This is a genomic window from Bradyrhizobium sp. USDA 3262, assembly GCF_054060035.1.
In genome coordinates this window covers 885,419-911,133 of the sequence record NZ_JBSSCT010000001.1, presented here as the reverse complement: position 1 = coordinate 911,133, position 25,715 = coordinate 885,419, and the positions used below count along the sequence as shown (strand labels likewise).

Genomic DNA, 25,715 nt, shown 5'->3' with positions numbered 1-25,715 from the left:
ATTTTGAGGCGCAGGGTAGGCGGGCAGGTCAGGCCTTTCAAGCCACCTTGCCGCCGCGGGCAGCTGCCATGCTCCAGATCGGTTAGCTTCAGGTCGGTTAGCTTCAAGTCATGTAACACGGGCCTTTCCTTTGATTGCGGATCACGGTGCATGAGGACCTTCGCAAAACGCATGTTCGACCAGCTCTGGACCCGCAAGACGCAGCTGGCGCTGGCGGTCCGGATCGCGTCCGCCGGCGTGGCGGCCTATACCATCGCGCTGGCGCTCAACCTGATGCTGCCGCTCTGGGCGGTGCTGACTTCGCTGATCGTGACCCAGATGAGCGTCGGACGCTCGCTGAAGGCCAGCCGCGACTACATGCTCGGTACCATCGGCGGCGCCGTCTATGGCGGCGCGATCGCGGTGCTGATCCCGCATTCCGGCGAGGGCAGCCTGCTGGCGCTGCTGGTGCTGGCGATCGTGCCGCTGGCCTTCATCGCCGCGCTCAATCCGAGCCTGAACTCGGCGACGGTGACGGCGGTGATCGTGCTGCTGCTGCCGACGATGCATCACTCCAACCCGCTGGATTCCGCGATCGACCGCGTCCTCGAGGTGACGGTCGGCGCGCTCACCGGGCTTTTGATCTCGTTCCTGGTGCTGCCGTCGCGCGCGGTCAGCCAGATCAGGGTCAATGCATCGAACCTGCTGGAGCTGCTGTCGGCGGCGTTCGCCGAATTGCTCGCCGGCCTGACCCGCGGCCTCGACAACGACGCGCTGCACCGGATCCAGGACGGCATCGGCACCGCGGTGAGCAATCTGCACGCGACCGGCCTCGAGGCCGAGCGCGAGCGCTCGATGCATCTGTCGTCGGGGCCGGACACCGGCCCGTTGCTGCGGACCATCCAGCGGCTGCGGCACGACGTCGTGATGATCGGGCGCGCCTGTGTGGTGCCGCTGCCGGCCGATATCCAGGCGAGGCTGGCGCGGCCATTGGCCGACGTCAGCAAGGCGATCGTGACTTACATGGTGGCGGTCGCGACCGCGTTGCGCGCCGGCAGCGGCCCGGCCGACATGGCGCCGGTCGATGCCGCGCTGCATGCCTATAGCGAGGAGGTCGCCGCGGTCCGCAGGGATGGCCTGATCCGCGGCCTGCCGGTCGATGCCGCCGAGCGCTTCTACGCGCTCGGCTTCTCGCTCGACCAGATGCGGCAGAATCTCAACGACCTCAAGCGCTGCCACGGCAATTGGTGCACCAACGCCGACGCCTCGGAGAAGATCGTCGGCGACACGCCGGAGAAGAGCGCGGCTTAAGATGGAGCAGGGCTCAGTCTACGGCCTTGCGCAGCATCGCGGGCACGATCAGGCGGTGGAACGGCATGATCGCCGTAAGATAGGCCCGCCCGAGCCAGTTATGGGTGAGCACCAGCGTGGTCGCGGTGATGCTGCGCGCGGGCCCTGCGGGCGCGACGTCGACGACGAGCCGGAAGTCGAGATGCTTGTCGTTGAAGCCCGCAACCAGCCGCTCCGGCGTTTCGCTGACCACCGGAAAGATCCCGATCATGTCGCGCGCCACGCCCTCAGTTGCGCCTGACGTCTTCAGGCCGAGCGGCGCGACCAGGAGATTGCGCAAGGCGATCAGCCATTCGAACCAGCGCGGCTGGCGCGTCACCATCGCTTCGGCGGCGTGGCGCGCGTCGAGGTCCGGACGCGTGGTCGCGATCCGGAACGCATCGATGAACTGCGCGCCGGCGAGCAGCGCGGCGGAGTCCACGTTCGGTGTGACTTCGTCGACCCTCATTTGGCCAGTTTGCGTGCCAGCAGGCGGAAACGCAAGACAAGGAGGGTCGCATAGACCGCCGTCCCGAGTGACAGCCCGATCCAGACACCGGCGGCGTCGAGCCTGGCCCCGAAGGCGAGCGCGGAGGCCGACGCAAAGCCGATCAGCCAATAGCTGATGACGGCGAACAGCAGCGGCACCTGGGTGTCGTTCATGCCGCGCAGCGCGCCCGCGGTGGTGGTCTGGATGCCGTCGGCGATGAAGAAGGTCGCCCCGATCAACAGCAGCGCCGCGGTGAGCTGCGCGGTGGTGTCGGAGGCCTCGCCGAGGAACAGCGCCGCGATCTCGAAGCGCGCCAGGATCACCGCGAGCGTCATGACGCTCATGAAGACGCCGGACAATGCGACCGCGACAAAGCCGGCACGCTGCACCGCGTCGGTATCGCGGCGGCCGACGGCCTGGCCGACCCGCACGGTAGCGGCCATGCTGACGCCGAACGGCACCATGAACAGGATCGCCGCGATCTGCAGCGCGATCTGGTGCGCGGCCAGCGCCGTGGTGCTGATCAGCCCCATCAGCAGACCGGCCGCACCGAACAGGCCGTATTCCAGCAGGAAGGCGATCGAGATCGGCGCGCCGACGGCGACCAGCTTGGCCGTCAGCGGCCAGTCGATGCGCCAGACGCGGCTGAATACGTGGTACTTGCGGAACGGGCGGCGGCGCGCCGCGAACCACACGCCAGCGAGGAAGGTGCCGAGATTGACGATCGTGGTCGCAAGCCCGGCGCCGAACATGCCGAGTTCGGGCATGCCCCATTTGCCGTACAGCAACAGGTAGACCATCAGCGCATTGGCCGGGATCGCCGCGAGCGTGATCCACAGCACCGGCTCCGGCCGGTTCACGGCGCTCATGAAGCCGCGGAGCGCGATGAACCACAGCGCCGGCAAGATGCCCCAGGCGAGCCCGAACAGGTATTGCTGCGCCAGATGCGCGGTGGCTTGGGTCTGGCCGAGCGCGAGCAGGATGCGCTCGCCCTGGAACGGCAGCGCCATCAGCGGCAGCACCATGAAGAAGCCGGCCCACAGGCCGACGCGGAGCGCGCGCCGCATCACGCGCGGGTTGCGCGCGCCGAACGCCTGCGCGGCCAGCGGCGAGACCGCCGACATCATGCCCATGCCGATGGTGAAGCTGACGAAATACACGGTGTGCGCCAGCGCCGCGGCGGCGACGTTTTCGCTGCCGAGCCGGCCGATGAAGGCGAGGTCGGTCGTCATCATTGCGATCTGACCGAGCTGCGTCAGCGCGAGCGGCACCGCGAGCTTCAGCGTTTCCGCGAGCTCGGCCGTGAGCAGGTTGCGAGGGACGACAACGGCCGCGTTCGGCGCGGCCGGGTCGATCTTGTCGATGCAGGTCATGACGGCACGCTTAGCACGGTAATCCGGCCGGAAGGATGGCCAAGCTGCCGCAGGGAATCACGATCGCGCGGGAATCCGCTTGATCTTGGCGCCGAGGGCGTTGAGCCGCTCATCGATCCGCTCATAGCCGCGCTCGATCTGGTCGGCGTTGTTGATGGTGGAGGTGCCCTCGGCACACACCGCGGCCAGCAGCATCGCCATACCTGCCCGGATGTCGGGCGAGTTCATCGGCGCGCCGCGCAGCCGGCTGGGGCCCGCGACGATCGCACGGTGCGGGTCGCACAGCACGATGCGGCCACCCATCGCGATCAGGTTGTCGACGAAGAACATCCGTGATTCGAACATCTTCTCGTGCATCAGGATGACGCCGTCGCACTGCGTCGCGGTGACGATCGCGATCGACATCAGGTCGGCCGGGAAGGCCGGCCAGGGCTGGTCCTCGAGCTTCGGCACATGGCCGCCGAAATCGTCCTGGATCTTCATGGTCTGGCCGGACGGTACGACGAGGTCGTCGCCCTCGACGCCGCAGACGATGCCAAGCCGCTCAAAACCCATCCGGATCGAGCGCAGATGCTCGACGCCGGCGCGCGCGATGCGCAGCGGCGAGCGGGTTACCGCGGCAAGCCCGACCAGCGATCCGACCTCGATATGGTCGGGCTGGATCGCGAAAGTCGTGCTGCCGAGCGTCGCCGGCCCGTGCACGATGATGGTGTTGGTGCCGACGCCTTCGATCCTGGCGCCGAGCGCGATCAGGAAATTGGCGAGGTCCTGCACATGCGGCTCGGAGGCCGCGTTGCGCAGATAGGTGGTGCCGCGGGCCGCGACCGCGGCGACCAGTGCGTTCTCCGTCGCGGTGACGCTGGGCTCGTCGAGGAACACGTCGGCGCCCTTCAGCCGCGTGGCGCGGAATTCGAGCCGGTGCGTCGCGGTGACGGTGGCGCCGAGCTGCTCGAAGGCCAGGAAGTGCGTGTCGAGCCGGCGGCGGCCGATCACGTCGCCGCCGGGCGGCGGCAGTGCGACCTCGCCGCAGCGGGCGAGTAGTGGACCGGCGAGCAGGATCGAGGCGCGGATGCGCGCGCACAGCGCCGGATCGAGATCGGCGGCGCGGATCTCCTTGGCATGAATCTGCAGCGTGTTGCGCTCGGTCCATTCGGCGGTGGCGCCGACCGAGCGGCACAATTCGACCAGCGTTTCGGTGTCGCGGATGCGCGGCACGTTGGTCAGCGTGACCGGGTGCTCGGTGAGCAGTGCCGCGGCGATGATCGGCAGCGCGGAGTTCTTGTTGCCCGACGGCTCGATGGTGCCCGAAAGGCGGCGGCCGCCTTCGACGATGTATTGGATCGGCGGCACGCGGATTGTCCCCTAACGCATCATTCAGACCGGGTCATTGGAAATTCCACAACGGAATCAATGGCCGTCCGGCACCGTAACACAACTTCCGGCGTAGCTTCCACACGAAAGGTAGCGCCGCGCCGGCGCCGAGAAGCGCACACCCGCCCGGCCGTGCGCAGAACCCTAGATGTCGATGGTGGCGCTGAGCGAATTGTCCTGGATGAACTCACGGCGCGGCTCGACCACGTCGCCCATCAGCTTGGTGAAGATATCGTCGGCCTCGTCGACCTCCTTGATCTTCACCTGCAGCAGCGAGCGCGCCTCGGTGTCCAGCGTGGTTTCCCAGAGCTGTTCCGGGTTCATCTCGCCGAGACCTTTGTAGCGCTGCAGCGAGATGCCCTTGCGGGCGGCGTCGGTCACGGCCTCGAACAGGTCGATCGGGCCGTGGATGATCTGCTCGGCATCCTTGCGCCGCAGCTTGCCCGCCCGCACGTAGATCTCCTGCAGTTCGGTCGCGTATTCATCGAGCTTGCGGGCGTCGGCCGAGCCGAGGAAGGCGTCGTCGATCACGGCGAATTCCCTGACCCCGCGCACGGTGCGCTCGAACTGGAACCCCTGGCCTTCCGTGAAGGTGCCGATCCAGCCGCGCTCGACCTCTTCGGCCACGGCGTCCAGCCGCTTGGCGATGTATTCGGCCGCCGAATTGGCGGTGGCGATATCGCTCGTGATCCTGGGATTGAGCACGCCCGCGATCGCGGCCTGCTCGATGACGGCGCGATTATAGCGGCTATGCAGGTTGCGCAGCACCGAGCGGATGACCCGTGCGTCTTCGACCAGCGACAGCAGATCACGGCCCGAGCGGTCGTCGCCGGAGGCCGGCTTGAAGACGCATTCGTCGAGCCCGGTCGAGATCAGATAGTCCTCGAGGGCGCGCTCGTCCTTCAGGTATTGCTCGGACTTGCCGCGCGAGACCTTATAGAGCGGCGGCTGGGCGATATAGAGATAGCCGCCATCGATGATCGAGCGCATCTGACGATAGAAGAAGGTCAGCAGCAGCGTGCGGATATGGGCGCCGTCGACGTCGGCGTCGGTCATCACGATGATCTTGTGATAGCGCAGCTTGTCGACCGAGAAATCGTCGCTGATGCCGGTGCCGAGCGCGGTGATCAGCGTGCCGATCTGCTCGGACGACAGCATCTTGTCGGGACGGACGCGCTCGACATTGAGGATCTTGCCGCGCAGCGGCAGCACCGCCTGGAATTCGCGGTTGCGGCCCTGCTTGGCGCTGCCGCCTGCCGAGTCGCCCTCGACGATGAACAGTTCGGATTTGGCCGGGTCCTTCTCCTGGCAGTCGGCGAGCTTGCCGGGCAGCGAGGAGACGCTGAGCGGATTCTTGCGGGTCAGCTCGCGGGCCTTGCGCGCAGCCTCGCGGGCCGCGGCGGCCTGGATCACCTTGCCGACGATCTCCTTGGCTTCCTTCGGATTCTCCTCGAACCAGGCGGCGAGCGCCTCGTTCAGGACGTTCTCGACCACCGGCCGAACCTCCGAGGACACCAGCTTGTCCTTGGTCTGCGACGAGAATTTCGGATCGGGCACCTTCACCGACAGCACCGCGGTGAGGCCTTCGCGGCAATCGTCACCGGTCAGCGCGATCTTTTCCTTCTTCGCATTGGCGTCGGCATAGCCGTTGACCTGGCGGGTCAGCGCGCCGCGGAAACCGGCCAGATGGGTGCCGCCGTCGCGCTGCGGGATGTTGTTGGTGAAGCACAGCACGTTCTCGTGGTAGCTGTCGTTCCACCACAGCGCCGCCTCGACACCGATGCCGTTGGCTTCCGAGCGCACCATGATCGGTGCCGGCACGATCGCCTTCTTGTTGCGGTCGAGATATTTGACGAATTCCTCGACACCGCCGGAATAGTGCATCTCCTCGCGCTTCTCGACCGCGTGACGCATGTCGGAGAGTACGATGTTGACGCCGGAATTGAGGAAGGCGAGCTCGCGCAGCCGGTGCTCCAGCGTCGCGAAATCATATTCGATGTTCTTGAAGGTCTCGGCCGAGGCAAGGAAGGTGACCTCGGTGCCGCGCTTGCCCGGGGCATCGCCGACCACCTTGAGCGGCGCCACGGCATCGCCGTGCGCGAATTCGATGTAGTGCTCCTTGTCGTCGCGCCAGATCCGCAAGCCCAGCTTGCTGGAGAGCGCGTTGACGACGGAGACGCCGACGCCGTGCAGACCGCCGGAAACCTTGTAGGAGTTCTGGTCGAATTTTCCGCCGGCGTGCAGCTGGGTCATGATGACTTCGGCTGCCGAGACGCCCTCTTCCTTGTGGATGCCGACCGGAATGCCGCGTCCGTCGTCGTACACGGTGACGGAATTGTCGGCGTTGAGGGTGACCAGGACGCGGCTGGCATGGCCCGCCAGCGCCTCGTCGATCGCATTGTCGACGACCTCGTAGACCATGTGGTGCAGGCCGGAACCGTCGTCGGTGTCGCCGATATACATGCCGGGCCGCTTGCGGACGGCGTCGAGGCCCTTCAGCACCCGGATCGATTCCGCACCATATTCAGCCGGAATGGGATGCTCAGATTCGGCAGGGGTCTGCCGGGCAGGTTCAGTCATGTGAGGCCTTCGAGGATGTCCCGAATCAGCTGCACAAAATAAGGCGCTGATTCCGCTATTTGTGCCATGAAAGACGAGTTGCGCCTAGCGCAAAGTCTCCATCTACAAACTATTGAATAGATGGGATTTTTTAGGCCTTTTTCAAGGTCTTCAAAGGCGGATTCCGAGGGCTCTGAAAAGCCCGATTCGGTGGCGGATTCGGAGCCCTCATCGAGGCCGATTCTGCGCCGCCAGAAACATGATGAGACCAGGCTGAATTGGAGCGGCTTCGGAGGTTCGCTTCTCCCCGCTGGGCATGGGCGAACCGGGGGGCGAGGGATGCTGGCGCAATTTCGGAATATTAGAATAATGTTCCTGAGTTGCCCGACGTGTCAAGCTGCTTGGTCGAACGCCGGCCGCCGCCGGCTACTTTGCATGGGGTTGTTTTCGATATTTTGGCAATGCGCTCTGCGACCGCGCCATCGCTTCAGATTGCCCTAGACTAGCCAATCAGCCGCGCCTTGTGGCGCGGCCGGATTCGACGTCGAAAATCTCCCCCCGAGGGCCGATGTCGACGAACGCCGCGGGATCGGCGCCGGTCATCCAGACCTGCGCGCCGAGCTTGGCGAGCTCGTCGAACAGCGCCTTGCGGCGGTTCGGATCGAGATGGGCGACGACCTCGTCGAGCAGCAGCAGCGGTGCGATGCCGGTCATCTCCGCGACCATCGTGGCGTGCGCCAGCACCAGCCCGATCAAGAGCGCCTTCTGCTCGCCGGTCGAGGCGTCACGCGCAGGCATGTTCTTCGGCGCGTAGACCACCTGCAGATCGGTCAGATGCGGGCCGTCGAGCGTGCGCCCGGCGGCGGCATCGCGCGGCCGGCCGGCGCGCAGGATCTCGCGGTAGCGGTCCTCCACCGCCGTTGCAGGCTCCTGCAGCAGTGCGTTCTCCATCCAGCCGTCGAGCATGATCTCGGCGGAGGGAAAGGCCGAGGCGGCGCCGCGCTCGCGCAGCATCGCGGCGAGCTTGGCGGCGGTCTGGCCCCGCGACGCGGCGACCGCGACCGCAAGCTCCGCGGTCTCGCGCTCGATCGCGTCACACCAATGGTCGTCATAGTTGCGCACCTCGAGCAGCCGGTTGCGCGAGCGCAGCGACCGCTCCAGCGCGGAGACTCGGCTGGAATGCTCGGAATCGATCGCCAGCACCAGGCGATCGAAGAAGCGCCGCCGTTCCGAGGCAGCGCCCATGAACAGGCCGTCCATCGCCGGCGTCAGCCACACGATGCGCAAATGATCGCCGAAGGCGGTCGCGGACCCCACCGGTTCGCGATCGATGCGGCAGCGCCGCGTGCTGCCCGCCTCGCCGGTTGGCGGATCGATACCGGTGCCGAGCGTGGCGAGGCCGAGCGCGCCCTCGACTTCGGCCGACACCGCCCAGGAGCCGTCGCCCTGATTGTCAGCGATGTCCTCCAGCGTCGCGCGGCGCAGGCCGCGGCCCGGCGACAGGAACGAGACCGCTTCCATGCAATTGGTCTTGCCGGCGCCGTTCGGCCCGACCAGCACCACCATGTCGCCGGCGACCTGCAGCGTCGCCGTCCGGTAGTTGCGGAAATGCGTCAGCGACAGACGGTGAATGCGGGACGGGGTCATCTCTCTTCCTTCCCCTCTCCCCCTGTGGGAGAGGGTGGCGCCTCACGAAGTGAGGCGACGGGTGAGGGGTATCTCACAGCTCGGCAAGCTTGGCGACAATGTCTTCCAGCACTGCCCCGGGCGTCCGCAAGACGTCATTGTTCCAGTAGCGCAAGACCTGAAAGCCTTCCGCCGCAAGCGCGTCAGTCCTGGATGCATCACGCGGCGACGAAGCGTGCTGACCGCCGTCGATCTCGATGGCGAGGCGCTTCTCAAAGCACGCGAAGTCGAGAATGTAATTGCGAAATGGAACCTGCCTTCGAAATTTCAAGTGCGACAGGCGCCGATCGCGCAGCAGGCGCCACATCTTCGCTTCCGCGTCAGTCGGCTCTCGGCGCATCTTCTTTGCGAAGCTGCGGAGGCGTTCATCGGTCGGTCGATGGTGCGGCGTTCGCGGCACCAACCCCTCACCCGGCGCCTTCGGCGCCACCCTCTCCCACAAGGGGAGAGGGTGCAGTTGCGCGTGTGGAGAGGGTCATCACACCCGCATCGGCATCAGCACGTAGAGCGCGCCCTTGCTGTCGCGGTCCTGCACCAGGGTCGGCGAACCGGGATCGGCGAGCTTCAGCACCGCGACCTCGCCCTCGATCTGAGCGGCGATGTCGAGCAGATAGCGCGAGTTGAAGCCGATATCGAGCGCGTCGGAGGCGTACTCGACCTCGAGTTCTTCAGTGGCGCTGCCGGAATCCGGGTTGGTGACCGAGAGCACCAGCTTGCCCGCGGACAGCGCGAGCTTCACCGCGCGGCCGCGTTCGCTGGAAATCGTCGAGACGCGGTCGACGGCGGCCTCGAAGTCCTTCTTGTCGACGACGAGTTCCTTGTCGTTGTTCTGCGGAATGACGCGGCCATAGTCCGGGAAGGTGCCGTCGATCAGCTTCGAGGTCAGCACCACATTGCCGAGCGTGAAGCGGATCTTGCCGTCCGACAGCTCGATCGAGATCTCGGCGTCGTCGCCCTCGATCAGCCGCTGCACCTCGCCGACCGTCTTGCGCGGGACGATCACGCCGGGCATGCCGGTTGCGCCCTTGGGCAGCGCGAGGTCGATCTGCGCCAGGCGGTGGCCGTCGGTCGCAACCCCGCGCAGGGTCGCCGCCTTGGCGCTGCCGGCCGCGTGCAGATAGATGCCGTTGAGGTAGTAGCGGGTCTCCTCGGTCGAGATCGCGAACTGGGTGCGGTCGATCAGGCGCTTGATGTCGGACGCCGGTAGCGAGAACGAATGCGTCATGTCTCCAGCGGCGAGGCCCGGGAAGTCGCTCTCGGGCAGGGTCTGCAGCGTGAAGCGCGAGCGGCCGGCACGCACCGCCAGCACCGAACGGTCGCCGTCGGCTTCCAGCACGATCTGCGAGCCGTCGGGCAGCTTGCGGACGATGTCGTAGAACATGTGCGCGGGCACCGTGGTCGAGCCGGCGGTTCCGGTCTCGGCGGCCAAGGTCTCCGTCACCTCGAGGTCGAGGTCGGTCGCCTTCAGCGACAATTTGGCGCCCTCGGCGCGGATCAACACGTTGCCGAGGATCGGGATGGTGTTGCGGCGCTCGACCACGCGGTGAACGTGACCCAGCGATTTCAGGAGTTGCGCGCGCTCGACGGTGACCTTCATTGCAATACCCGCCAGATCCCTCAGATGGAAAAGCCGGGCGGCCGTTCAGGGCAGCACCGCGGCATTGGAAACCCGAAAAGCCGGATCAATACCGGATTTGATCAAACCCACGGGGGGACCGCAAGGTGGCGCGGATGGGCGGCCGGTGCAAGGGATACGGGCGCGAAACGAGCCCCGTTCCCCACGTTTTGGGTCGGAAAAAAGTTTAGCCCTCCCCTTTGGCAAAGGGGAGGGCGATGGAACGAGCCGGCCGGATGAAGCGGCCCTATTCCTGTAGCTGGCGCTTCAGCGATTCGACTTCCTCCGAGAGTGTCGTGTCCTTGGCGACCAGTGCCTCAATCTTGCGCACGGCGTGCAACACCGTGGTGTGGTCGCGGCCGCCGAAGCGCCGGCCGATCTCCGGCAGCGAGCGCAAGGTCAGCGTCTTCGCCAGATACATCGCGACCTGACGCGGGCGCACCACATTGGCGGTGCGGCGGGACGACAGCAAGTCGGAGCGGCTGACATTGTACTGCCGGGCGACCACGCGCTGGATGTCCTCGATCTTGATCCGCTTCGGCTCCTGCGGGCGGATCAGGTCGCGCACCTCGCGCTCGGCCATCTCCAGCGTCACCGGCTGGTTGTTGAGCTTCGAGTGCGCCAGCAGGCGGTTGATCGCGCCTTCAAGGTCGCGGCCGTTATGGGTGATGGTGCGCGCCAGATAGTCGAGCACCTCCTCCGGCACGTCGAAGCTCGCATGGTGGACGCGGGCCGCGGCGACGCGCGACTTTAGGATGCCGAGCCGCAGCTCCTCGCCGAGCGAGCCCATCTCGACCACGAGGCCGCCGGCGAGCCGCGAGCGCACGCGGTCGTCGAGGCTTTCCAGATCGGACGGCGGACGGTCGGCCGCGATCACGACCTGGCGGCCGGCATCGATCAGCGCATTCAGGGTGTGGCAGAACTCGGCCTGCGTCGACTTGCCCTGCAGGAACTGCAGATCGTCGATGACCAGCACGTCGATGCCGCGCAGCGCCTCCTTGAAGGCCAGCGCCGTCTGCGTCTTCAGCGCCGCGACGAAGCCGTACATGAACTTCTCGGCGGTGAGATACAGCACCTTGCGCTCGCCGCCGGAATTGCCGGACCAAGTCACCGCCTGCAGCAGATGCGTCTTGCCGAGGCCGACGCCGGCATGAATGTAGAGCGGGTTGAACATCACGGGATCGCCGCGGCGACCTTCCGCGACCTGGCGGGCCGCCGCATGAGCCAGCGTGTTGGACCGGCCGACGACGAAGCTGGCAAAGGTCAGGCGCGGATCGAGCGGTGAGCCGCCGAGCGCGTCATGGCTTGCCGACACCGGCGCAGTCGCAAACGAGCGCAATTCGGGCGCGGGGCGACCGTCGGCGCGCTCGATGCGGCGCACTTCGACGGGCGCAGCCGTTTCCTTCACCGGAACCGTCGCGCGGATCGCCGAGCGGACGGTAAGGTCGATCTTGTGCACTTCCGGCATCTCGGCCTGCCAGCAGGACAGCACGCGATCGGCGTAATGCGCCTGGATCCAGCTCTTGAGGAACCGGGTCGGAACCGACAGGTGCACGCTCTCGTCGTGCACGCTCTCCAGATCCATCCGTGCGAACCAGCTCGTGTAAACGTCCTCGCCAACGCTCGTCCGCAGACGTCCCTTCACCCGCGACCAGCGATCCTGTTCCGTGTTCGTCATTGCCTTCGTACTTCCAAGTCTGAGAGATATTCGTTGCGAAAGCGCCGCGCAGGTTTGCTGCCACGGCGCGACCTCTAGCGGGCGCGGTCTGCTCCGGACAAAGCTCTCCCGTGCGGCGACCATGCGCCACCCGACAGATCAGCTGTTTGGAGAAGATGCGCCCCGCGAGGTCAGCGCGTACTCGACGGACGCTGCGGGTAGGAACTGACGTCCGAGGGGTTGATTACGGCACCACTGGAAATTTGCGCTTCGGCTGTCGTTGGTTCGACTGCAGTGATGATACCGTAAGGCATAAGTCCTCCCCCTCCCGCCGCGACGTATCGCGGCAAGTTGTCAGCTTGCTCGTGTCTTCAAATTCGAACTGCTGCTACCGAACACCGAAATGCCCGGCGCTTCGCCGCCGCCGTGTCGTCGTCAACCCGTTCACTCGCTCCGCGTTCCCGCTGCCAGATTCCGACCGACGTCCTGGTCTCTCTTGTTCGATCCCCCAAAATTGCCGGGGACATCGCCGGAGAATTTTTGACACAGGTCGTCCGTCCTCATATCGCTATGAGCCGTCAATCCAGCTTCGCTTGGAAAGCGTCGCTAACGCACACACCGCCGCCGATTTGTGCGTCCGCCCCTGGGTCTCAAACCGCGCTGATCTGGAGAGCCGTGGGCGTCGCGAACAAGAAATAAATACACCAAGCACATTTCCTGACAATCCGTGGATTCGACGGGGACCGAGACTCTTCGCGACTGTTGCGGCGTTGCCGATGCTGAGTTGCGAAAGCAAGTTTTTGAATCAGCGCACAGATTCACGCGCGTCACAAACGACGGTGCAATACCAAAAATTTTTCATAGAAAATTTACATTTGGTCTCGCGCCGGTCATTTTTCCAATCGCTGTCCAACGCTATGTGCATAAGTAATTCGCGAGACGTCATTTTTCTCGATTACTTTTGCAGGGTAACCCCGCGTCGCAAGTTTCGCCGCGAAATGCTTGCGCGCTATTCCATCTATCCAGCTTAGCGAAGGACAATCTGTGGGCGAGTGCGGCGCATTAAGCATGTTGAGCCGGTAGAACTACGGACGCGACGAAACGAAACATGACACGCAGTTCGTCGCGCGGCAACGCGAAGTGTTCTCGCGCTATGAAACTTCCACGACAAAAGTCGAGACAAAAACAAAAAGCCCGGCGTGAGCCGGGCTTCGTGACAAATGTGTCTTCCAGTCAGCTCACGCGCCGAGCTTTTACTTGGCGAGCTTGGCGATCCGCTGCGACAGACGCGACACCTTACGGCTCGCATTGTTCTTGTGAATGATGTTGCGCTGCGCTGCCTTCATCAGCTCGGGCTCGGCGCGGCTCATCGCCTTCAGTGCCGCCTCGCGGTCGCCGCTCTTGATCGCTTCCTCGACGGTGCGCACCGCGCCACGCATCTGCGTGCGGCGCGACTTGTTGACGATGGTGCGGCGGGCAATCTTGCGGGTCGCCTTCTTGGCGGAGGTGGTGTTGGCCATGGTTCTCTAACTGTCCTTCGGCGGTGATCGCTCGGTGGTCGGGCTTGCGCGCACCGGCCGGTTCAAATCTCAACTCTGATGTATTTGTCCAAGGTGGTTTTCTTGGGTGTCCTTGAGGCGGCCATGCGAGGAGCGCAAAATGCTGCCCCGCGCCTGCGGCACTGTCCAAAGAACAGCGGCGGCAGGATTGCGCCCGCCGCCATCGGCCGGTCTTATAGATGGCGCGGGCTGAAGCGTCAACGCTTTCGGGACCCAAAAAGGGCCCGAAATCGCCCCCGCGGGGGCCGGATAAGCCGCTGAAGAGGTTGAATTTCCGGGGGGCGCCCGGTAAGTCGTGACGACGCGTGGGGCGCGACTGGGAGTTAGGGTGACGCATGATCCGCGGCTTTTTCCGTCTGATCGGCCTTCTGCTGCTGGCCGGCAGCTTCATCTTCATGGTCTATGACGGGGCCCGCTACGTCGCCGACCAGAGCCTGCGGTTCACCCAATTCGGCCAGTTCTGGAACGACATCCACCAGTCGAGCCAGCAGGCATTCCATGCCTGGGTGGATCGCTTCGCGCCCTGGCTCTGGAATGACGTGATCCGCCTGCTTCTGGAGCAGCCGGTGTTCGCAGTGCTCGGCATTGCCGGCATCCTGCTGATGATCCTGTTCCGGCCGCGCAAGCCCTTGATCGGCTACGCGCGCGACTGACTTGTCGGCAGCCCTCCTTGGCTGCAGCCCTCAGTAACGGGGCTGCCATCATCCGCGTAAGGACATATATAGGTGACAGCCGGCCCGCAGGCCGTTGCCGCGTCGGCCGATGTCCCGCCTGGAGGTGTCCATGTTGTTCATGCGCAAGACCACCGCGTTGCCAAGCGCCGCCGAGGCGCTGCCGGGCCGCGCCACGCCGATCCCGACCGCGATCACCCATTTCGTCAATGGCAGCAAGTTGCAGCCGCCTTATCCGCAGGGCCTCGAGCAGGCGGTGTTCGGGCTCGGCTGCTTCTGGGGCGCGGAGCGCAAATTCTGGGAACTCGGCGAGGGAATCTACACCACCGCGGTCGGCTATGCCGGCGGCCACACGCCGAACCCCACCTATGAGGAAGTGTGCTCGGGGCGCACCGGCCACACCGAAGTGGTGCTGGTCGTGTTCGACCCGAAGAAGATCTCCTACGAGAAGCTGCTGAAGACGTTCTGGGAGAGCCACAACCCGACGCAGGGCATGCGCCAGGGCAACGACATCGGCACGCAATATCGCTCCGCGATCTACACGTTCAGCGACGCGCAGCGCAAAGCCGCCGACGAGTCGCAGGCGATGTATCAGAAGGCGCTGGCCGCCAAGGGCCTTGGAGCGATCACGACCGAGATCGCGCCGGCTGGTGAATTCTACTTTGCCGAGGACTACCACCAGCAATACCTCGCCAAGAACCCGGCGGGCTATTGCGGGCTCGGCGGCACCGGCGTGTCCTGCCCGATCGGCGTCGGCGTCACCGCCTGATCATCTTGTTGAGAAAGAGCTCGCTCCGGAAAGCCGGTTTGCGCTCTTGCCGGGCGCGGCGCTAAGCCAATGGGAGGCCGGCTTTTCCGGCCTCCCGCTCGACCCTCGAAAACCCTTTATTAACCATAAGTGGTGCAAGACTGGGCCTGTCTCGCCGTTGAGGGATAGGTCCGGTGCCGGTTGCACGCGCGTTACGATTGCCGATCACTGCCGTTGTGGCTGCGCTCGCGCTGTCTGGCTGCATGAGCACGTCCGGTCCCGTCGCCGTCGGCCCGCAAGGCGTCGATGCCGTCAGCTATGGTCCGGCCTACGCACCCGCTCCGGTTGCTGATGCAGGCGGCGGCGGTGCGATCAGCGCATTGCGTTCCGCCTTCGCCGGCGCGTCCCCTGGTTATGGCTATGCCGCGCCGGCCGCCGCCCCGGTCGTCTATGCCGCTGCCCCGGGTGGACCGCCGGCCGGTTACGACAACGGCTATCATCTTGGCCCCGGCGACAAGCTCCGCGTCGTGGTCTACGGCCAGGAAGGCCTGACCAATTCCTATGCGATCGACGCCGCGGGCGCGATCACGATGCCGCTGATCGGCTCGGTGCCGGCACGCGGCCGCACGCCGGCCGGGCTTGCCGGCGAAATCTCGGCACGGCTGCGCAACGGCTTTATCCGCGAGCCTTCGGTGGCGGTCGAGATCGAGTCCTATCGTCCGTTCTTCATCCTCGGCGAAGTCCAGGCCCCCGGCCAATATCCCTACGTGCCGAACATGACGGTCGAGAGCGCGGTCGCGATCGCCGGCGGCTTCTCGCCGCGGGCCCGCCGCGACAGCGTGACGCTGACCCACACCGATGCGTCCGGCTCCGGCCGCTTCGTGGTGCCGCTGGGCACGCCGATGAGCCCGGGCGATACGGTGTTCGTCGGCGAGCGCTGGTTCTGACGAAGGACAGCGTCCTTCGACTTTCCGGGGCGATGCGCAGCATCGAACCCGGAATCTCGAGGTTCGCCGGTGCGCAATTGCGCACCTGAGGTTCGCGCTTTGCGCGCCCCGGAACGACGGGTGGAGAAGCTCGCTTCCTATCGCTTCAAATGCTTTGCGAAAAATTCCATGCTGCGCGGCCAGGCGATGTCGGCGCTTGCCTTGTCGTAGCTGGCGCGCTCGTCGCAATGGAACCCGTGCTGCGCGCCGGGATAGATGAAGACCTCGACCTCGGGCCGCTTCGACTTGATGGTCTCGACATCGCTCAAGGGAATGCCGGCGTCCTTCTCGCCGAAATGCAGCTGCGTCGGCACTGCCGGCTTGTCGTCGGCGAAGCGCACGACGGCGCCGCCGTAATAGCCGACCGCGGCTGACAGCCCGGCGAGCTTGGTGGCGGCAGCATAGGCGACGCTGCCGCCGAGGCAGAAGCCGATGATGCCGACCGGCCCGACCGGTTTGACCGCGTCGATCGCGGCCTGGCTGTCGCGCAGCATCGCGGCCCAGTCCGGATTGGCGACGAACTTCCGCGCCTCGGCGATCTCGTCGGGGGAATAGCCGCTCTGGAAGTTCGGCGTGATGCGGTCGAAGATCGACGGCGCAACCGCGACATAGCCTTTCTTCGCCAGCCGGTCGCAGACCGAGCGGATGTGGTGATTGACGCCAAAGATCTCCTGGATCACGACGACCGCGCCCTTCGGCGCGCCGGCAGGATTGGCGCGGTAGGCGCCGAGTTCAAATCCGTCCGAAGCCTTGAGTTTGATGTCTTGTCCCATGGTCCATCCTTGTCATGTTGGGGGTTGCATGAAGGTCATCGACGATGTGGTCCAAAGCGCGATGACATTGTCGTCGCGCTTTGGCTCTTCGTTTGAGCGTGGCCTTTTCGGAAAACCGCTTCGCACGTTTCCGGACCATGCCCTAGCGCCACATCCAGTTCTCGCCCCAGTCGGCCTTCCAGCCGGTCAGCCGGTGCTTGCGGAATTGGAGGAAGAGACGGTCGTGGTGCGGGAACAGCCCGCTGCCGCCGAGGTCGCGGAAGGTCAGGAAGACCTCGTTGCCGGGCCGTCCGCTGACATAGGTGAGGGGCGTGCCGAGCGCGCGCTGCGCGTCCGCGACGCCCATGCCGAACACCAGCGGCGTGGTGTTCGACAACGTCGCGGTGAACGTGGACGGGGCTGTTACGAACGGCAGCTTCTGCGCGCTCGCCCCTGTCGTGGCCGCAGTCAGCAACAAGGCAACGGCGATTGTTTTCATGGCGCGGTCTTTCCAGGCGCGCCCTCAAGGCCGTCCAGGAACGGCAGCACCGCGGCGATGAAGGCCTGCGGCTGGTCGATGTTGACGGCGTGGCCGGCGTTCGGAATCACCGCCTTCTGCGCACCGTGGATCTTTGCCGCCATGTAGTCGGATGCCGCCAGGAACGGCGTGTCGTCGGCGCCGACCACAACCAACGCTGGCACCTGGATCCCGGGCAGCGATTCGATCACCCGTGCATCACGCTGGGCCAGCATGCCGCGCGCCGCGAGCGCGAGGCCCCTGGCGTCGCGATGGGTGACCGACGCGCGCTCGGCGCTCAGCGATCTCAGCACCTCGAGCCCTTCGCGGTCGAAGCGGTCGCCGGTCTCGCGGGCGCGCTTGTTCCAGACCTCGCGGGCGTCGTCCTTCTTGAAGCCCGGGCCGGTGTCGATGATCAGCAGCGCCCGCACCCGCTCCGGATGGGCGCGATGAAAGGCGAGCGACATGTAGCCGCCGAGCGACAGCCCGCCGACGATCGCCTTGTCGGCGCCGGCGGCGTCGAGCAAAGCGGCGATGTCGCCGACCGTCAGCGCTTCGCTATAGGCATCGGGATCGTCGGGATAGTCGGATTGGCCGTGCCCGCGCATGTCCCACAGGATCAGCTTGTGCCGTTGCGACAGCGCCTCGATCTGGCCCTGCCACATCGCCGACGTCGAGGAATAGCCGTGGGTCAGGATCAGCGGCGGGCCGCTGCCGTGAATCTCGTAGTAGATGTCGACGCCTTTGCGGTTGAGCTTGGCCATTGACGGGCTCCTTGTGTTTCTCTGGCCGCTGTCATCGGACGGCGTTGCCGGTGCTTGCTGCCGACGCTTTGAGCAAGCGCCTGTCGATTAGACACGAACGCTGGCATTCCAAAAAGCGTCATGCCGTTGCCGCATCGCACAACAGGCATCTTCGGAAATTTATTCTTTTCGAGCAATTCCAAATTGGATTGCCTCCAGCCGGGAACCGGATCATTGTTTCGGCAACTGTCGCTGACCCGGTGGGCGCCGGCCAAGACCCAACAGTGAGTTGCCGCCGTAAGCGGCTTCCTACACCGGAAGGGGAGAGAGATGCCAAATCTCAATATCAACGGACGGAATATGTCCGTCGAGGCGGCCAATGATACGCCGCTGCTTTGGGTCATCCGCGAGCAATTGCAGATGACGGGCACCAAATTCGGTTGCGGCGCCGGTCTGTGTGGCGCCTGCACGGTTCACGTCAACGGCGAAGCGGTGCGGTCCTGCCAGACCTCGGTCGCCGACGCCGTCGGCAAGAAGATCACCACCATCGAAGGCCTGTCCGCCAAGGGCGATCATCCCTTGCAGAAGGCCTGGGGTCGCCGAGCAGGTGCCGCAATGCGGCTACTGCCAGTCCGGCCAGATCATGCAGGCGGCAGCGCTGCTGTCGAAGAACACCAACCCGACCAAGGAAGAAGTGGTCGCGCATATGGACGGCAATCTCTGCCGTTGCATGACCTATTCACGAATCCAGAAGGCGATCATGCGCGCTGCGTCCGACATGCGCACCGCATCGGCCACCGGATCCGAGCGGAGGGCCACATGAACAAGCACGTGAACAACCTCGCGCCCGAGACGACCGATCTCAGCCGCCGTTCCTTCCTGGTCGGCACCGCTGCAACCGGCCTCGTGCTCGGCTACTCAGCGTCCGGCATCGACCAGGCGCTCGCGGCACCCGCACCCGCCAACTTCGAGCCGAGCGTCTGGTATTCGATCGCGCCCGACGGTCTCGTCACCGTGACCTGCGGCAAGGCCGACATGGGCCAGCACGTCGCCTCGACCATGGCGCAGATCGTGGCCGAAGAGCTCGGCGCGAACTGGAAGGACATGCGGGTTCAGCTCGCCTCCAACGATCCGAAGTTCAACGATCCCGTGCTGGGAGCGCAGATCACCGGCGGCAGCTGGTCGACGATGATGAACTTCGACGCCATGAGCCGCGCCGGCGCCGCCGGCCGTATCGCATTGACCGAAGCGGCGGCGGCCTCCATGGGCGTGCCGGCCGGCGAGCTGGTGGTGCGCGATTCCAAGATCAGCCATGCGAAGTCGAAGAAGTCGATGTCGTTCGCCGAAGTGGTGAAGAGCGGCAAGGCGACCAAGACTTTCACGGCGGATGATCTGAAGGCGATCAAGCTCAAGACGCCCGACCAGTACACCATGATCGGCGTCTCGGTGCCGCAGCTCGACATTCCGTCGAAGGTCAACGGCACGGCCAAGTACGGCATCGACGTGATGGTGCCGGGCATGGTCCACGGCGCGCTGGTCACCCCGCCGGTGCGTTACGGCGCCACCGTGAAGTCGGTCGACGATAGCGCGGCCAAGAAGCTGCCCGGCTTCATCAAGGCCGTCACCCTCGACGACAAGACCACAACCACGACCGGCTGGGTCGTCGCGGTCGCCAACACCTATGCGCAGGCCAAGAAGGCCGCCGCGGCGCTGAAGATCAGCTATGACGGCGGTCCGAACGCAAAACTGTCGAGCGAATCGCTGTTCACGGAAGCCAAGCGGCTTCAGGGATTGAGCGATTCCGGAGAGTTCTTCGTCAAGGACGGCGATCCGAACGCGGCCTTCGGCTCGGCGGCCAAGCTGTTGGAGGCGGAATACACCACCAACATCAACATCCACGCGCCGATGGAGCCGATGAACGCCACCGCGGAGTTCAAGGGCGACATCCTGCACATCTATTCCGGCAACCAGTTCGCGACGCGCTCCGGCGCGATTGCGGCCGGCGCCGCCGGGATCGATCCGAAGTTCGTGGTGATGCACCAGATGTGGCTGGGCGGCGGCTTCGGCCGGCGTCTCGACGCCGACATGATGGTGCCCGCGGTGCAGGCGGCGAAGGCCGTCGGCAAGCCGGTCAAGGTCATCTATACGCGCGAAAACGACATGACGATGGATTTCTCGCGTCCGCTGACCTACCAGAAGGTGAAGGCCGGCATGGACGGCGACGGCAAGATCGTCGCGATGAGCCACGACGTGGTCTCGGCCTGGCCGACCGCGCGTTGGGGAATCCCCGATTTCCTGACACCGTCGGTCGACAAGAAAGGCCCGCTCGACTCCTTCACCGTGAACGGAGCGGACTTCTTCTACACCGTGCCCAACCACTATGTGCGGGCGATCAAGAACGAGATGGCGCACAACGCCACCCCGTCGGGTCAGCTCCGCTCGGTGGCGCCGGGCTGGACGTTCTGGGCGGTCGAAAGCATGATCGACGAGATCGCGCATGCGACCGGCAAGGACCCGGCGCAGCTGCGCATCTCGTTGCTCGACGGCAAGGGCAAGAATGACGGCGGCGCGCAGCGTCTCCGCAACACCTTGCTCGCTGCGATGGGCCTTGCCGGCTACGGCACCAAGCAGCTGCCCAAGGGCGAAGGCATGGGGGTCGCCTGCGTGTCGTCGCAGGAGCGCGCCACGGCGAGCTGGACCGCCTGCGTCGCCCACGTCGCTGTCGCCCCGTCGGGCGAGGTGACGGTGAAGAAGCTGACGGTTGCGACCGACGTCGGTACGCAGGTGAATCCCGACGGCATCCGCGCCCAGGTCGAGGGCGCGGCGCTGTGGGGCATGTCGCTGGCGCTGTTCGAGAAGGCGACGTTGAAGGACGGCGGCATCGAGCAGACCAACTTCGACAGCTACACGCCGCTTCGGATGAGCCAGCTGCCGGAAGTCGCGGTCAACGTCATCGCCAATGGCGAGAAGGCGACCGGCGTCGGCGAGCCCGCGGTGACGGTGGTGGCGCCGGCGATCGGCAACGCCGTCTTCAACGCGGTCGGTGCCCGCGTCCGCGGCCTGCCGATCACCGCGGAAGCCGTGAAGGCGGCGATGAAGGCGTAACGACCTGAACGAACAAGGACGCCGGAGAGCACGAGCTCTCCGGCGTTTTCCTTTGCTCCGCGCGTCGGCCGGCCGGTGACGGCATCAACATTCTCGAAGCCGCAAAAATTCATGATTCGCCGCCGACGCTCGCATCTGCATTGATTTTCGGCCGGCCTGATTTTGCTGGCGGATTCGGCGATCCCTCAAATTGTATCCATTGCGCTTAAGCGCCGTTCAGCATCCCCATTAAGCCGGAGGGAACGCATCGTCAGGTAGCGTCCCGGCGTCGGTCGTTACCGCGACGGGGATGCCATGACTGCCTTAGCCAACAACCAGACTTCGAAGCGCCGCCTCCTGCTGGCGTCAGATCGAAGCGATCAGAGCAACGAGCTCGCGAGCATTTTGCGCTCGGTGGGCGAGGTCGATACCGTTCCGACCTCCGACATTCCCGAGCAGCCGGCCCGCGATCTCTCCGGCATCGTCGTCGACATCAACCTGCGCTCGCCCGAAGCCGTGCAGCTCGTCCGCGCCAAGCTGCAGGCCGACGCCTATCGCGAGATGCCGCGGCTGTTCGTGCTGGCGGATGCCTTGCATCACGCCTCGATGCAGGCCTGGGCGCTCGGCGCCACCGACACGATCTCGCGGCCGTTCGATGCGCGCGGCATCCTGCAGCGCATCCGCGCCGCGTTCCCCGACGACAGTGGTTATGACGAGACCGATCGCGGCAAGGCGCTCAACCGCGGCGTCGAAGCCGCGCACGGCGTGATGGTCAAGATGTTCGAGCGGATGCGCGCCGGCGAGCCGCTCAAGTTCGAGGACATCGTCGCCGCCGAAAACAAGATCCTCAAGGCGATCAAGCACAACTCGCTGCGCGAATGGCTGACCACGGTCGGCTGCCATCACCAGGAGACCTATCGCCACTGCCTGTTCGTGACCGGTTTCGCGGTTGCGTTCGCGCAGCATCTCGGCATGCGTGAGGACGATCAGCGCCGGCTCGCCCGCGCCGCGCTGCTGCACGACGTCGGCAAGGCCTTCGTTCCGGTCGCGCTGCTCGACAAGCCCGGCGCATTGACGGTCGAGGAAATGGCCGAGATGCGCGAGCATCCGCGCCGCGGCTACGAGGCGCTGTCCGCGCAGGGCGGCTTCCCGCCGGAAATGCTCGACGTGATCCTGCACCACCACGAATTCCTCGACGGCACCGGCTATCCGAACGGCCTCAGCGGCAACCAGATCAGCGACATCGTCCGCGTCACCACGATCGTCGACGTCTATGCCGCTTTGGTCGAGAAGCGCGCCTACCGGCTGCAGTTCACCCACGCCAAGGCGTTCTCCATGATGGAGGAGATGGGCGGCAAGCTCGACCAGCAATTGCTGCAGGCGTTCCGCCCGGTGGCGTTCGGGCATTATTGAGCGGATGCCATTCCGGGGCGATGCGTGAGCATCGAACCCGGAATCTCGAGATTCCCCGATGCGCAATTGCGCATCTGAGGTCTGGTCCTTCGGACCATCCCGGAATGACCTAGTCTGCGCTAGCCAATCAACGCAAGTCGTTCTCCTTACCTCCGCCTAGATTCCGATGATCATCGGCAAGACCGATGCTCCGACGGGTCAGGACGATCATGGATACGGCAACGACCGGGGATTTCGACATCCCCGCCGACATCGCGGCAACACTTGTCGATCCCGTCGCCTATGCGGACGACCGCATCCACGACAGCTATCGCTGGCTGCGCGCCAATAACCCGCTCGGCATCGCGCGGCCCGAGAAGTTCGATCCGTTCTGGGTGGTGACCAAGCACGCCCATATCCAGGCGATCAGCCGGCAGAACGAGCTGTTCCACAACGCCGACCGGCCGACCACGCTGACGACGCAGGCGCTCGAGGAGCGCGTTCGCAAGATCACCGGCGGGCCCAATCTGGTGCGCTCGCTGGTGCAGATGGACGCGCCCGATCACCCGAAATATCGCGCGCTGACGCAAGGCTGGTTCATGCCGGCCAATCTCGGCAAGTTCGAGGCCCGCGTCCGCGAGATCGCGCGCGCCACGGTGCGGCGTATGCTCGCGAGGGGCGGCGCCTGCGACTTCGTCGAGGACGTCGCGCTCGGCTATCCCCTGCACGTCATCATGGAGATCCTCGGCGTGCCCGAGGCGGACGAGCCGCGCATGCTCAAGCTGACGCAGGAACTGTTCGGCCCGCAGGATCCCGACACCGCGCGCGTCCGCGACGCGCTGAGCGCGGAGCAGGTCTCCGCGATGCTGCAGTCGATCATCGCCGACTTCTCCGCCTACTTCCGCAAGATCACCGAGGATCGCCGCCAGAACCCGCGCGACGATCTCGCCACCGTCATCGCCAACGCGAAGATCGGCGGCGACTACATGCCGGAGCACGACCAGACCAGCTATTACATGATCGTCGCGACCGCGGGCCACGACACCACCTCATCATCGACCGCCGGCGCGATCTGGGCGCTGGCCAGGGACGCCGCGGAATTCGCCAAGGTGAAGGCCAATCCGGAATTGATCCCGGGTCTGGTCGACGAGTCGATCCGCTGGATGACGCCGGTCAAGCATTTCATGCGCTCGGCCACCGCGGATACCGAGCTCGGCGGCCGCAAGATCGCCAAGGGCGATTGGCTGATGCTGTGCTACGCCTCGGGCAATCGCGACGAGGAGGTGTTCGAGGACCCCGATCGCTTCCGCAGCGATCGCAAGCCCAACCGCCATGTCGCGTTCGGCTATGGCGCGCATCTCTGCCTCGGCCAGTACCTCGCCAAGCTCGAGATGCGCATCCTGTTCGAGGAGCTGCTGCCGCGTCTGAAGTCGCTATCGCTCGACGGCGAGGTGAAGATGACGCAGGCCTATTTTGTCAACGGCCCGAAGAAGCTGCCGATCCGCTTCGAGGTGAATTGACGCGGCTTGGGCCACGTCACTCCAGCATCTTCCTGAGCTCCGCCTTCGCGACCTTCTCCAGCGTCGAGCGCGGCATGTCGTCGACGAAGCGGATTTCTCGTGGCACCTTGAAGTCGGCCAGCGCGGAGCGGCAGGCGATCAAGACGTTGTCGTGCAAATCGGCGGGCAGGGCGGCGACGCCGGCTTGCGGGATGATGAAGACGACGGGCACTTCGTCCAGCATCGGATGCTTCTTCGCCACGACAGCGGCCTCGCGCACGCCCGGCACCACCGCGATCACCTGCTCGATCTCGGATGCCGCGACATTCTCGCCGCCGACTTTCAGCATGTCCTTGGAGCGATCGCCGAACTTGATGTAGCCGCGCTCCAGCATCGTGACGCGGTCGCCGGTGATGAAATAGCCGTGCTCGTCGAAGCTCTCGCGCGTGGCCGTCTCGTTGTGCAGATATTCGGCGAACAGCGACAGGCCCGGAATGCCCTTGATCAGGAGGTTGCCGGTCTCGCCGACGCCGGTCGGCGTGCCGTCGTCATTGGTGATGCGGATTTCGTATTCGGGCGCGGCACGGCCGATCGACATCGGCGTGTTGGGTTGATCGACCTCGCCGATGATGCCGTGAGTGATGGTCTCGGTCATGCCCCACCAGCCGATGATCTTGATGCCGAACACGTTGAACGCCGGCGGCTCATTCACGGCGGTGCCCCAGAGCCGAAACTTGTGGTTCTTCGGCACCTCGTGTTCCAACAGCGCCTTCATGCAGAACGGGATCGTCGAGGTCCAGGTCGAGCTGTGTTCGAGCGCTACCGGCCAGAAGCGGCTCGCCGAGAAGCGCGGCTGGATCACACAGGTCGCCCCGACCCACAGGCTCGCCAGCATCGAATAGGCCAGCGCGTTGGTGTGGAACAGCGGCAGGTAGGTCTGGTGCACGTCAAAGGCGTGCAGGTCCTGATGCGCGGCGTTGATCTTGGCGCCCCACAGTGCGTTGGCGTGGGTCCACAGTACCGCCTTCGGCCGCGACGTGGTGCCGGAGGTATATTGCACGCTGCAGGGCGCGAGCGGATCGGTCGGGCGATGCGGCCGGTCGGCGCTGTCGGCAAACAGCGCGTCGAAACTGTCGCCGCGTGCAGGCGGCTGCGCCGGCGCTTGCCCGGCGTCGTGCGAGGTCACCGCGATCCAGCGCAGGCCCTTGCAGTTGGCTGATATCAGCTCGGCATAGGCCGGCTGGGTGATCGCGGCGACCGCGCCGCAATGGCCCGCAAAATATTCGATCTCGGCCGCGGCCGAGCGGGTGTTGGTGGTGACCGCGATGGCGCCGAGCTCGACGCAGGCGAACCACGACATGATCGCCTCGATGCAATTGTCGAGATGGATCAGGACATAGTCACCCTGCCGGATGCCGCGCTTCGCAAGGCCCGCAGCCAGCGCGCCGACGCGCTCGTGGAATTCGCCGTAGCTCCAGCGCCGTGCCGGCGCGTCGAACGGCGCCCAGATCAGGAATGGATGATCGCGGCGCACCTCGGCGCGCATCCGCAGCAACCATGGCACGTCGAGCCCCGCAAACGGTCCCACGACGCCCGGTACTGCTTTTGAATTGCTCATATGTCCTCCCGCGCGGCCTTGCCGGCCGCCATTGGTCTTGGTTGGGAGCAGTTCTGCCATCGGCGTGCGCCGAGAGCAAATCGGGAT

20 protein-coding genes and 1 pseudogene are annotated in these 25,715 nt (G+C 65.4%); 8 read left to right on the top strand and 13 right to left on the bottom strand.

Annotated elements, in window-relative coordinates; translation table 11 throughout:
- The first annotated feature begins 150 nt into the window (after positions 1-150).
- On the top strand, positions 151-1,290 hold the full coding sequence (locus ACVWYP_RS04245; protein WP_304497856.1) for an FUSC family protein: 1,140 nt from the start codon (positions 151-153) through the stop codon (positions 1,288-1,290).
- A 13-nt stretch (positions 1,291-1,303) separates the two neighbouring features.
- Here the strand turns inward: ACVWYP_RS04245 and ACVWYP_RS04240 are convergent, their stop codons facing one another.
- From ACVWYP_RS04240 to rpsT, 9 genes are all read right to left on the bottom strand, one after another.
- Positions 1,304-1,777: a DUF2867 domain-containing protein gene (locus ACVWYP_RS04240; protein ID WP_304497855.1), complete on the bottom strand. Its 474-nt coding sequence runs from the start codon at positions 1,775-1,777 to the stop codon at positions 1,304-1,306.
- Positions 1,774-3,171 (bottom strand): MATE family efflux transporter, encoded by a 1,398-nt coding sequence (locus ACVWYP_RS04235; RefSeq protein WP_304497854.1) that lies wholly within the window; start codon positions 3,169-3,171, stop codon positions 1,774-1,776. Before ACVWYP_RS04235 ends, ACVWYP_RS04240 begins: the two co-directional genes overlap by 4 nt.
- Before the next feature lie 57 nt (positions 3,172-3,228).
- A complete protein-coding gene (murA, locus tag ACVWYP_RS04230) occupies positions 3,229-4,521 on the bottom strand; it encodes a UDP-N-acetylglucosamine 1-carboxyvinyltransferase (RefSeq protein ID WP_304497853.1) in 1,293 nt (430 codons plus the stop codon).
- Between the two features lie 165 nt (positions 4,522-4,686).
- Positions 4,687-7,122 (bottom strand): DNA topoisomerase (ATP-hydrolyzing) subunit B, encoded by a 2,436-nt coding sequence (gene gyrB / locus ACVWYP_RS04225; protein ID WP_304497852.1) that lies wholly within the window; start codon positions 7,120-7,122, stop codon positions 4,687-4,689.
- Positions 7,123-7,611: 489 nt separating this feature from the next.
- Positions 7,612-8,748, bottom strand: a complete 1,137-nt coding sequence (gene recF, locus ACVWYP_RS04220) for a DNA replication/repair protein RecF (RefSeq protein ID WP_304497851.1) — start codon at positions 8,746-8,748, stop codon at positions 7,612-7,614.
- Positions 8,749-8,821: 73 nt separating this feature from the next.
- Entirely contained in the window at positions 8,822-9,187 is a 366-nt protein-coding gene (locus ACVWYP_RS04215; protein ID WP_076824746.1) for an endonuclease domain-containing protein, read from the bottom strand.
- A gap of 78 nt (positions 9,188-9,265) precedes the next feature.
- The gene (gene dnaN, locus ACVWYP_RS04210) at positions 9,266-10,384 is read right to left on the bottom strand and encodes a DNA polymerase III subunit beta (RefSeq protein WP_074126563.1); all 1,119 of its coding nucleotides are present in this window, start codon (positions 10,382-10,384) and stop codon (positions 9,266-9,268) included.
- Positions 10,385-10,649: 265 nt separating this feature from the next.
- Positions 10,650-12,080, bottom strand: coding sequence for a chromosomal replication initiator protein DnaA (gene dnaA, locus ACVWYP_RS04205; RefSeq protein WP_304497850.1), 1,431 nt, complete (start codon positions 12,078-12,080; stop codon positions 10,650-10,652).
- Positions 12,081-13,312: 1,232 nt separating this feature from the next.
- Positions 13,313-13,579, bottom strand: coding sequence for a 30S ribosomal protein S20 (gene rpsT, locus ACVWYP_RS04200; RefSeq protein ID WP_016842667.1), 267 nt, complete (start codon positions 13,577-13,579; stop codon positions 13,313-13,315).
- 374 nt (positions 13,580-13,953) lie between these two features.
- Between rpsT and ACVWYP_RS04195 the strand changes: the two genes are divergently transcribed.
- The 3 genes from ACVWYP_RS04195 to ACVWYP_RS04185 all read left to right on the top strand — a co-directional run bounded on the left by ACVWYP_RS04195 (position 13,954) and on the right by ACVWYP_RS04185 (position 15,984).
- On the top strand, positions 13,954-14,271 hold the full coding sequence (locus ACVWYP_RS04195) for a hypothetical protein (RefSeq protein WP_016842666.1): 318 nt from the start codon (positions 13,954-13,956) through the stop codon (positions 14,269-14,271).
- A 130-nt stretch (positions 14,272-14,401) separates the two neighbouring features.
- The gene (msrA, locus tag ACVWYP_RS04190; RefSeq protein ID WP_304497849.1) at positions 14,402-15,058 is read left to right on the top strand and encodes a peptide-methionine (S)-S-oxide reductase MsrA; all 657 of its coding nucleotides are present in this window, start codon (positions 14,402-14,404) and stop codon (positions 15,056-15,058) included.
- Positions 15,059-15,231: 173 nt separating this feature from the next.
- Entirely contained in the window at positions 15,232-15,984 is a 753-nt protein-coding gene (locus ACVWYP_RS04185) for a polysaccharide biosynthesis/export family protein (protein WP_304497848.1), read from the top strand.
- Positions 15,985-16,121: 137 nt separating this feature from the next.
- Here the strand turns inward: ACVWYP_RS04185 and ACVWYP_RS04180 are convergent, their stop codons facing one another.
- The 3 genes from ACVWYP_RS04180 to ACVWYP_RS04170 form a co-directional block, all read right to left on the bottom strand.
- Positions 16,122-16,796, bottom strand: a complete 675-nt coding sequence (locus tag ACVWYP_RS04180) for a dienelactone hydrolase family protein (RefSeq protein ID WP_304497847.1) — start codon at positions 16,794-16,796, stop codon at positions 16,122-16,124.
- A gap of 142 nt (positions 16,797-16,938) precedes the next feature.
- On the bottom strand, positions 16,939-17,274 hold the full coding sequence (locus tag ACVWYP_RS04175) for a hypothetical protein (RefSeq protein ID WP_304497846.1): 336 nt from the start codon (positions 17,272-17,274) through the stop codon (positions 16,939-16,941).
- Complete coding sequence (locus ACVWYP_RS04170; protein ID WP_304497845.1) at positions 17,271-18,056, bottom strand: alpha/beta fold hydrolase; 786 nt, start codon at positions 18,054-18,056, stop codon at positions 17,271-17,273. Before ACVWYP_RS04170 ends, ACVWYP_RS04175 begins: the two co-directional genes overlap by 4 nt.
- A 309-nt stretch (positions 18,057-18,365) precedes the next feature.
- Between ACVWYP_RS04170 and ACVWYP_RS04165 the strand changes: the two are divergent.
- The 4 genes and pseudogenes from ACVWYP_RS04165 (at position 18,366) to ACVWYP_RS04150 (ending at position 24,031) form a co-directional block, all read left to right on the top strand.
- Positions 18,366-18,858 (top strand): annotated as a pseudogene (locus ACVWYP_RS04165) ((2Fe-2S)-binding protein).
- Entirely contained in the window at positions 18,855-21,140 is a 2,286-nt protein-coding gene (locus ACVWYP_RS04160) for a xanthine dehydrogenase family protein molybdopterin-binding subunit (RefSeq protein ID WP_304497844.1), read from the top strand. The pseudogene ACVWYP_RS04165 and the gene ACVWYP_RS04160 overlap by 4 nt, the downstream one beginning before the upstream one ends.
- 294 nt (positions 21,141-21,434) lie before the next feature.
- On the top strand, positions 21,435-22,532 hold the full coding sequence (locus tag ACVWYP_RS04155; RefSeq protein WP_028341404.1) for an HD-GYP domain-containing protein: 1,098 nt from the start codon (positions 21,435-21,437) through the stop codon (positions 22,530-22,532).
- Positions 22,533-22,741: 209 nt separating this feature from the next.
- Entirely contained in the window at positions 22,742-24,031 is a 1,290-nt protein-coding gene (locus ACVWYP_RS04150) for a cytochrome P450 (protein WP_304497843.1), read from the top strand.
- 16 nt (positions 24,032-24,047) lie between these two features.
- Here ACVWYP_RS04150 and ACVWYP_RS04145 read toward each other — a convergent pair whose 3' ends face one another.
- The gene (locus ACVWYP_RS04145) at positions 24,048-25,628 is read right to left on the bottom strand and encodes an AMP-binding protein (protein WP_304497842.1); all 1,581 of its coding nucleotides are present in this window, start codon (positions 25,626-25,628) and stop codon (positions 24,048-24,050) included.
- Positions 25,629-25,715: the final 87 nt, after the last annotated feature.

Excerpts from the sequence above, each read along its gene's own strand:
- msrA (WP_304497849.1), top strand. The coding sequence starts at position 14,402 with ATGTTGTTCATGCGCAAGACCACCGCGTTGCCAAGCGCCGCCGAGGCG.
- ACVWYP_RS04235 (WP_304497854.1), bottom strand. The coding sequence starts at position 3,171 with ATGACCTGCATCGACAAGATCGACCCGGCCGCGCCGAACGCGGCCGTT.
- ACVWYP_RS04240 (WP_304497855.1), bottom strand. The coding sequence starts at position 1,777 with ATGAGGGTCGACGAAGTCACACCGAACGTGGACTCCGCCGCGCTGCTC.
- dnaA (WP_304497850.1), bottom strand. The coding sequence starts at position 12,080 with ATGACGAACACGGAACAGGATCGCTGGTCGCGGGTGAAGGGACGTCTG.
- ACVWYP_RS04155 (WP_028341404.1), top strand. The coding sequence starts at position 21,435 with ATGACTGCCTTAGCCAACAACCAGACTTCGAAGCGCCGCCTCCTGCTG.
- recF (WP_304497851.1), bottom strand. The coding sequence starts at position 8,748 with ATGACCCCGTCCCGCATTCACCGTCTGTCGCTGACGCATTTCCGCAAC.
- ACVWYP_RS04195 (WP_016842666.1), top strand. The coding sequence starts at position 13,954 with ATGATCCGCGGCTTTTTCCGTCTGATCGGCCTTCTGCTGCTGGCCGGC.
- ACVWYP_RS04175 (WP_304497846.1), bottom strand. The coding sequence starts at position 17,274 with ATGAAAACAATCGCCGTTGCCTTGTTGCTGACTGCGGCCACGACAGGG.
- rpsT (WP_016842667.1), bottom strand. The coding sequence starts at position 13,579 with ATGGCCAACACCACCTCCGCCAAGAAGGCGACCCGCAAGATTGCCCGC.
- dnaN (WP_074126563.1), bottom strand. The coding sequence starts at position 10,384 with ATGAAGGTCACCGTCGAGCGCGCGCAACTCCTGAAATCGCTGGGTCAC.
- ACVWYP_RS04145 (WP_304497842.1), bottom strand. The coding sequence starts at position 25,628 with ATGAGCAATTCAAAAGCAGTACCGGGCGTCGTGGGACCGTTTGCGGGG.
- ACVWYP_RS04150 (WP_304497843.1), top strand. The coding sequence starts at position 22,742 with ATGGATACGGCAACGACCGGGGATTTCGACATCCCCGCCGACATCGCG.
- gyrB (WP_304497852.1), bottom strand. The coding sequence starts at position 7,122 with ATGACTGAACCTGCCCGGCAGACCCCTGCCGAATCTGAGCATCCCATT.
- ACVWYP_RS04245 (WP_304497856.1), top strand. The coding sequence starts at position 151 with ATGAGGACCTTCGCAAAACGCATGTTCGACCAGCTCTGGACCCGCAAG.
- ACVWYP_RS04180 (WP_304497847.1), bottom strand. The coding sequence starts at position 16,796 with ATGGGACAAGACATCAAACTCAAGGCTTCGGACGGATTTGAACTCGGC.
- ACVWYP_RS04170 (WP_304497845.1), bottom strand. The coding sequence starts at position 18,056 with ATGGCCAAGCTCAACCGCAAAGGCGTCGACATCTACTACGAGATTCAC.
- ACVWYP_RS04160 (WP_304497844.1), top strand. The coding sequence starts at position 18,855 with ATGAACAAGCACGTGAACAACCTCGCGCCCGAGACGACCGATCTCAGC.